General features: G+C 46.7%; 2 protein-coding genes. Both read right to left on the bottom strand.

Annotation, left to right across the window (positions count from 1 at the left end):
- Positions 1-15 precede the first annotated feature (15 nt).
- On the bottom strand, positions 16-3,084 hold the full coding sequence (locus BMZ72_RS31230) for a non-ribosomal peptide synthetase (protein WP_089814545.1): 3,069 nt from the start codon (positions 3,082-3,084) through the stop codon (positions 16-18).
- Positions 3,085-3,253: 169 nt separating this feature from the next.
- Positions 3,254-8,599: an SDR family NAD(P)-dependent oxidoreductase gene (locus BMZ72_RS31225; RefSeq protein WP_089814544.1), complete on the bottom strand. Its 5,346-nt coding sequence runs from the start codon at positions 8,597-8,599 to the stop codon at positions 3,254-3,256.
- Between the last annotated feature and the right edge of the window lie 25 nt (positions 8,600-8,624).

Below are 8,624 nucleotides of genomic sequence, written 5' to 3'. Positions count from 1 at the left end.
AGAATTTGGGTAACATCAGGCACGTTCGAGCATGCTGACGAACAGGTCAAGTAATGTTTCCATTTTTTCGGCATTTATACGGGATGCATGCTCCAGGGAGAATGCCAGTACTCCATTTCTATCCTGAATGGTAAGTACGATATCAAAAATGCCGTTCGCTACTGCGGGTCTGCCATTCAAACTCACCAATGGCCAGATCATTTCCTGCTCTTTTCCTGCCGGGCGGATCACGTTATCAGCAGCAAAGATCAATTCCGGATGAGCGCTCTGTAAGGCGGCAGTACTGTATAACTGTTCTTTTGTTTCCGCACGGTGTACAGGTACAGACAAACGTTTCAGCTTGCCCTCACCTTCGTACAAATGGAAGAGCACATCTCCCGTTCCAGCCGATTTCGCCAACGCATAGGCAAAAGTTCCAATGCAGATATCTGTTTCGGAGATACCGCAGGCGATGGCAGATGCACTCACGGCGGCACTTGCCTCTTCACCTAATTTCACAAACAGTTCTGTGGAAGGCGTCGATGAAGTAGTAAAATAGTCGGGCGGAAATTGAATACCAGTACCTGCCAGGCTCATACCAGCGGCATCTTCTGTCTGGTCGATATGTGCAGCCAGTGCTGCTATATTAATATGGGCAAAAAGGTCTGTTATTGTCAGCGCAGGAAATACTTCATTTAACAGGATGTTTACCTGTACGAGTAACAATGAGTTTCCTCCCAGTTCAAAAAAGCTGTCAATCGTACTGATATCATTTCTTTTCAGCACATCCTGCCATACTTTCAGGATAACACGTTCTGTTTCATTTACCGGCGATACCTGTTTATTACGACGACGGTTGTTTTTTGTCGCAAGAGAGGCAGATAACTGTTGTCTGTTTAGCTTTCCGTTTTCATTTACAGGCATTACATCGAGCGGAATGATATCCGAAGGAATCATATAGTCAGGCAGATAGGCTTTCAGGAAATTTATAAGTGATTCTGCACTTAGTTCTTTTTTGTTGTCTACAGCCGTATAGAATGCCACCAGTTTTGCGTGCTGTTCGCCTTCCGTCCGTTGAAGCAAAACGGCTGCTTCATAGATATCAGGATATTTCGCAAGGCATTTTTCAATCTCTTCCAGTTCTACCCTGTATCCTCTGATCTTTGCCTGATTATCTTTACGGCCTTTTAATTCGATCGTACCATTGGTGAGATAACGGCCATAATCACCGGTTCTGTATACACGACCAGTTACCGCTTCTTTTTTACGGATAAACTGTTTTTTGCTTATTTCCGGTGCGTTCAGGTAGCCTTGTGCCAGACCTGGTCCGCTAACGCAAATTTCCCCCCATACGCCTTGTGGCAGTGTATGCTGATATTCATCCAATATCAGTACTTCCGTATTTCTGATAGGCTTACCTATCACGGGACGGGCAGCAAAAGCGGAAAAGTTTTCGCGGGGGATGCGATGAAAGATACAGCCTACAGTACTTTCGGTAGGTCCGTAGTGATTCACAAACTGGGTATCCGGATATTGTGCTGTAAATGCAGCGATGTCTGCCGGACGGATCATTTCTCCGCCCAGGAATATTTTCTTCAGTGACAATCTGGCTGTATTATTACCAGCGTTCAGTAGCAGATGGAAAAGAGAGGGCGTTAACTTGATAAAGCTGATCTGTTCTGCTGCCAGGTAATCATATAGTTTCTCCGGCATTTTACTATAATCCTCTCCAGGAATGTGCAGGGTAGCACCCCATGGAATAGCGCCCCATATACCTGTATATCCGAGGTCAAACGCGTAGGACGTTACCAGGATAGTGGAGTCGTTTGTACCAAACTGGAAATCATCATGCAGCCAGTGTGCGTAGTTGGCGATCCCTTTATGTTCGATAACAACACCTTTTGGCTTTCCGGTGGTGCCAGAAGTATACATGATATAGGCGGCATCTGTTCCGCTGATTGTAACTGCTGGTGTATCAGCAGCAGTCAGCATATCCTGCTGTATATCGAAGGCAAATAATGTTCCTTTGAACTCTGGCAAATGGGACAGGTAGTCTGTGGTTGTCAGTAATACATCCACCCCTGCGTCATCCAGGATATATTGGATCCTGTTGGCCGGCCAGGCAGGATCCAACGGTACAAAGGCGGCACCTGCCTTAAAGATGCCTAATATACCCGTCACGATCCATTCGCTGCGAGGCAGCAGTAATGCAACACGCTGGCCTTTGGAGATGTGTTCTTCTGTCAGCAGATAGTTAGCCAGTTTATTACTTTCTTCATCCAGTTTTGCATAGGTATATTGTACACCACGGCTGGCCAGTGCGATCTGTTCGGGGTGCTGTTCTACCTGTGTATTAAAAAGATCCAGTACGGTTTTGGCGTCTTCCGGTATGGCTAATTTTACAGCTGCAGCTGAAGGGAGTTCCGTATCAGCGACACGGCGATCGAGCAGGGTACGAATATTTCCCAACAAGTAAGCATAGTGATCGATGAACTGCTGTCCTATCAGTTTTCCTTCTCTGAAACCGTTTACCTGCAACTGTACTACGAAAGTGCCTTCATGCTCACGAATGGTCAGTTTCAGTCTGCTATTATCTGCAAACTGTGATTGCTCACTCACCGTTTCGTGCTGGAAACCGAAGCATTGCAGGCGATCGGTATCGACGCCTTTATTTTCTGCGGCTCCTAACAACGCATAAATATCTATATCTCGTTTTTCCAATACGGACATCAGTTCCTGCTGGAAATCAGCGATGACCTCCTTGAATGTTTTTTCTTCTGCGATCGTGCTGGTATAAAACAGCAGGCGGTCTGCAGCAGAAGGTGGAAACAATTTCAGATCGGGCGAGGTGATCAGACAGTTCTTACCGAAATAGCGATATAACAGGAAAGAATAGACAGAGAAGAATAATACATATGCTGAAATATCGTTCCGGGCTACTTTACGGAGATCTTCCGCTACCAGCCCTGGTATTTCTCTTGATAGCAACAAGGGCAATTCGTCCTGTTCTTCTATGTAATCCGCTAACCAGTCATTTTGTACGGTGATCTTTTTCAGCCAGTATTCAAAAGACTGTTTTTGTATGGCCGTATTTAATAGTTCCATAATGAGATGAGATATTTGGCGTTGTTGAAATATTGTATATATAACCGGTAGCCGACGGCACCGTGGCCCCCCTCCCTTGTGGTACAAGCCACAGAACAGGGGCGTAATGTCTCCATAGCGTGTGAGAGAGGGCCACGGCACACGCAGCTACCGGGTAGAGCAGCTTTATTTAAAAATTAAAGTCAAATGCTATTTGATTTTTCACCGTATCAGTTTCTGCGGCTATCTCCAGACAGAGGTCACTGATCCTGATCTCAGGATGCTGAATACACTGTTCAATGAGTGACTGGAAGCGACTGGACAACAACAGGATCGTATCGTCTTTGAATATGGATCTTTTGTAGAGGAATCCTACCTGCAAACCGTCATTCAGTTCGGTCACATGCAACCAGATATCAGCCTTGGCTTTATTAAATCCTGTTGCATATTCTTCGATCTCAAAATCCAGTGCCTGATCGGTACCGGATGCCAGACGTGTATTCCAGGTAAACCCTGTTTCAAAACCATTCATGCTGTCGCGTAGCTTCAGCTCATCCACCAGGATATCAAATGGATAACCCTGGTAACTGTAGTCAGTGAATGTTTGTTCTTTTACTTTTTCGAGCATTTCGTTGAACGGCAGTTCTTTTTCCACCCGGGTGTAAAGCAGCAATGTATTCAGGTAGTTACCCAGTTGATTTTCCAGATCGGCGTGTTCACGTCCGCCGACCGGCGTACCGACAACTATATCAGTGCTGTCTGCATAAGCAGAAAGCAGGATCTGATAGATCAGGAGGGTGTTGATGAACAATGTGCTGTTATTGCCGAGCGCTTTTAGTTTTGCCGTTGTTTCTGAAGGCAGGAAGAATACGTTGTAGCCAGCTTCGAACTGTTCCTGTACCGGGCGTGGATAGTCAAAGTGTTTCTCCAGTGAAATGGACTGCATATTGGCCAATCTTTCGCGCCAGTAGGCTTTGTGTGCATCAAAGTAACCGTTGCGGATACGTTCGTTCTGCCAGGCCGCATAATCTTTATAATGGATATTTAATGCGGGCAGTGCCGGTGTTTTCTTTTGCAATGCTGCTTTATAACATTCCAGCACTTCATTCCGCAAGATCTCCATGGAACGTCCGTCCGAGCAGATATGATGCAGGACCATCATAAAAACGTAATCGTCATCGGCCACCTGGTAGAGATAAGCCTGTATTACAGGTCCGGCGGCCAGGTCAAACGCAGTTCCAGCTGCTTCCCTTACCTTATCCGCTGCCAGTTGTGCGGCATCCGGCTGGTTACGTAAATCGTGCACCTGGAAAGTGAAACCAGTTTCTTCCAGCGGTAATACCTTTTGAACAGGTACACCTTTCTGCAGTACGTATATTGTTCTGAGACTTTCGTGTCTGCTGACAAATACATTCAATGCAGTTTCCAGTGCGCTGATGTCCACCTTTCCTTTCAGACGATATGCAATAGGGACGTTGTAAGCTTCCCTTCCTGTCTCCGGCTGGTGCAGCAACCAAAAGCGTAGTTGCGCATGCGATAATTCTGTATATTCTGCGTCCTGTATGCGGGGGATACTACTGGCGACCTTCACTTCCTGACTTTCGCGGATCGTATCTATATGCGCTGCAATACCTGCCAGGGTACTGTTATCGAGCAATTCGGCGATAGGCATTGTAACATTCATCTGCTGTTCTACTTTATTGAGCATCCTGATAATGTTCAGCGAGTGCCCTCCCAGATCGTAGAAATCATCTTCCGGATGTACTTCGTCTAATTTCAGCACCTCATGCCAGATACCTGCCAGTTGCAGTTCTGTAGGACTAAACTCACTCCCTGCACCTCTTATGAATGCAGAGAATTTGCTTTCCTCTGTTTCTTCTGCTGCCTGCTGCTTTTTGATCGTACCGATCTTAAAGTATGGGTTGATGATAAAGTTTCTGAAATCTGCTTTCACTACGATGAAACGTGGCTTTTGCTGTTCCAGTGCCTTGAAGAAGGCCTCGACACCATCAGCATTGCCGATAGGCTCCAGATAAGAGTAGCGCTGCATCACTTCTTCTGCTGATTGCAGTAAAGTCTTTCTATAGGCCAGTCCTGTTTCTTTCCAGTCCGGCCAGTTAACACTAATGAAGTTGCGACCTTTCCTGCGCCAGTAGGCTGCGAAGGCATCCTGGAATACGTTCGCCGTAGAATAGTCAGCACTTGCGCTGGCTGGTACCAATGCTGCAACAGAAGAAAAGACAACGAAGAAACCCGGATCGAGTGAACGGGTGTATTGTTCCAGGAGAACAGAACCCTGTACTTTAGGCGCGAAGGTTGTTGCTATATCCGCAATATTGCGCTTTCCGATAGCCGTTCCGCTACTACCGATGCCAGCGCTATGAATAACACCTGCCAACCGATCAAAGCGTTTTTTGATATCAGTAAATACAATGTCCAGTTCATTATTACTGCTTATATCTGCGGAGTAGTAATATACTTTACTACCCAACTGTTCGAGTGTTTGTATCTGCGGAGCGACTTCCTCAGCGGATCGTCTGCCGATGATCAGCAAGGTAGCTTTTACACGAGAGGCCACTGCTTTGGCTATTTCGAGCCCAATACCACTATGACCACCGGTAAGGAGATATACGCCGTTCTCTTCCAGCTGATAGGTGCTGTTTGTTTGTCCGGTGTTGTCCACACGGTTCAGCTCCTGTACATAGCGTTTACCCTGACGGTAGGCCACAAAGCGGACCAGATCATCGCCGGACAATTCTTCCGACAAAAGTGTGGCAATGCTCAGCGGCGAAGTATTCAGTGCGTCTACATCCACGCAGGTTGTTCTGAGGGTGTAGTATTCTGCCAGGGCAGCTTTGATCATACCTGGCGCCAGTGACGCTATTGGCGAAAGCTGCTGATCATCTTCTACTACGGCATGTACGTTTCCTGTGAGGACGGCCAGATTAAAATTAGCTTTTGTAAAATAATTTGAGAATGTCTTACAGGCATTAAACAAGCCATAGAAAGCTGTCTGTAGCTGTGCGTCTGTTACTGTCAACTCAGACTCAACCGGTTTGAAGAAGCCGCTCAGGTAGACGATACCATCCAGCTTGCCATATAGTGCATGCAGACTGTCGGATAACAGGCGATAATCTTTTTCGTCTGTATAATTCACGCGGAACAACTTATCTGACACCATTTCAAACCCGGTACCTGGTGTTACGCATACACAACGGTTACCTTTCTCTTCCAGTATTGTCACCAGTGCATCAGATACACCTTCTTTATCGGTGAAGACAAGCAGCAAGCGGTCTTTCAATGAGGCAAGGCTCTTGTCTTTGGGGGCGACATGCGTCCAATGAAGTTTGTAATACCAGTCACTGACAGTTTCCTGCTGTTGCCAGGTTGGTTCTGTGAACCAGCATCTGGTCTTTTCAAAAGGATAAACAGGACATTCTACTTTATGATAATTTTTACCAGTATAATGTTCGTCCCAGTCAGCCGTCACACCAGCATTGTATAGATCTGCGAATAACGAGAGCAGGTTTCCGGCTGTGCCAGCATGACTGAAGATCGTGTTCTGAGGAATATTCAGCGCTCCCGCCCATTCTTTCAGGAGATCTGACATTGTATGATCGGCGCCCAGCTCCAGGAACAGAGAAGGGTTTTTCTCCAGCAGATTCCTAACAATCATTCTGAGTTTCTCTTTATCTGCAGGCTGACGTTCTTTGTCTGTTTTCAGGAGTACCGGCACATCTTCTGCTTTCAACTCTCCTTTAATTACCCTGGATATATATTTTCCAATACCGGTTCCTATCACCACGGGGAATTTAATACCGAATGCCTGCAACTGACGACAGATAGCGTATTGTGTAGCAAACACCAGCAGGTCTTCGTCTGGTGTTACAGCGGGGTATCCCGGACAAAGGCTGTTAAACGTTGCTGCAAATACAGGATACGCTTTTATATATGCAGACAGCGTAGCTGAAGGCAAACCGCCGTTACCCAGCAACAGTACTACTTCACGCGGCGTTACTGTCTGAGCGGCTTTTGCATAATTCTTCAGTTGCTGTAACAGTGTTTCTTTATTATCAGCCGTAAAACAAACCCTGTAATCAAAGTCAGAACGACCTCTGTTGAGTGTGTACAATGCATCGGCCCAGGAGTTGCTTACGCCATTCAGGAAGCTACTGATGTTAGTGATATAGTTCTGTAAAGCCACCGGTGATTTCGCCGATACTTTCAGCACGTAATGTTCAGGCGCCTCCTGTGTAGCTGTATTTTCATACTCTTCCAGTACGAGGTGCGCGTTACTGCCACTTAGTCCGAATGCACTTACGCCACATCTTCTGGGACCGTTTTCTGATTTCCAGTCCTTCAGGGATGTATTGATATAGGCGTTTGTATTTTCAAAGTCGATGTATGGATTGGGGGTTTTATAATGCAATGAGGGGAACAGCTGTTTGTTTTTCAGTGATAATGCTGCTTTGATCACACCGCCAACACCGGCACCACTACCAAGGTGCCCGATATTACTTTTTAAAGCGCCGACTGCGCAATTCTTACCCTTCACCCCATTCTTTTCGAAGGCCTCAGTAATCGCACTGAATTCGATCGGGTCGCCCAGTTTGGTACCTGTACCATGTGCTTCAATGTAGCTAATAGTAGCAGGATCGACTGCTGCGTTTTTCCAGGCCTGTTGTATTACGAGTGACTGTGCCTGTGGACTTGGAGCGAGAATGCCATTTGAACGGCTTCCGTTATGGCTGCTGGCCCCACCTTTTACAATAGCATAAATGGTATCCCGGTCGCGTACCGCATCTTCCAGACGTTTCATCAGGACCAGGCCGCCGCCCTCTCCTGCTACAACCCCATCTGCGCTTGCATCAAATGCTTTACAACGTGCATCAGGGCTGTAAGTACCCAGGTGGCCATGATCGGTCACCTTCATGAGGTTGATATTAAGACCCAGACCACCTGCAATGGCATAATCCACTTCACCCTGCACCAGCTTATCGTAAGCTTCTTTAATAGCCACGAGAGAGGATGCACAAGCTGCATCGATCATCATCGTTGGGCCCTGGAGGTTCAGCCAGTTGGAAATACGGCCATAGATCATGGAGCTAAGAGTACCGGTAAAGATGTTTGGATTATCATCGTAGTTGGCCAGCAGGTAATACTGAATAGCTGCCCATGTACGGGAAGCCAGGTATACCGCAGTATTTGAGCCATTCAGGTCCTCCGGTTTATAACCGGCATGTTCAATGGCTTTCACTGCCATCTCAAGACAAATACGTTGTGACGGTTCCATCATTTCCGCTTCGCTCTTCGATATCCTGAAGTACTTGTGATCGAAGGTGTCGGTCCTTTCGAGATAGGCAAACGGACGATATACCAGGGACATATCCAGGCTGCATGCTCCCAGACGGGTCTCTGAAACAGGGCGGACGCTGTCACGACCTGTTTTCAGATTTTCGTAGAATGCACCAAGATCGTCCGCTTCGGGGAATACGCCGCTCATGCCTATAATGGCGACATCTTTATTATTAAGCATTACTTGATATTTTAACGTGAAGGGA

The sequence above is a fragment of the Chitinophaga sp. YR627 genome (assembly GCF_900114995.1).
GTDB lineage: Bacteria > Bacteroidota > Bacteroidia > Chitinophagales > Chitinophagaceae > Chitinophaga.
The sequence above is the reverse complement of the archived record's forward strand: the minus strand, read 5'-3'. Positions and strand labels throughout refer to the sequence as shown.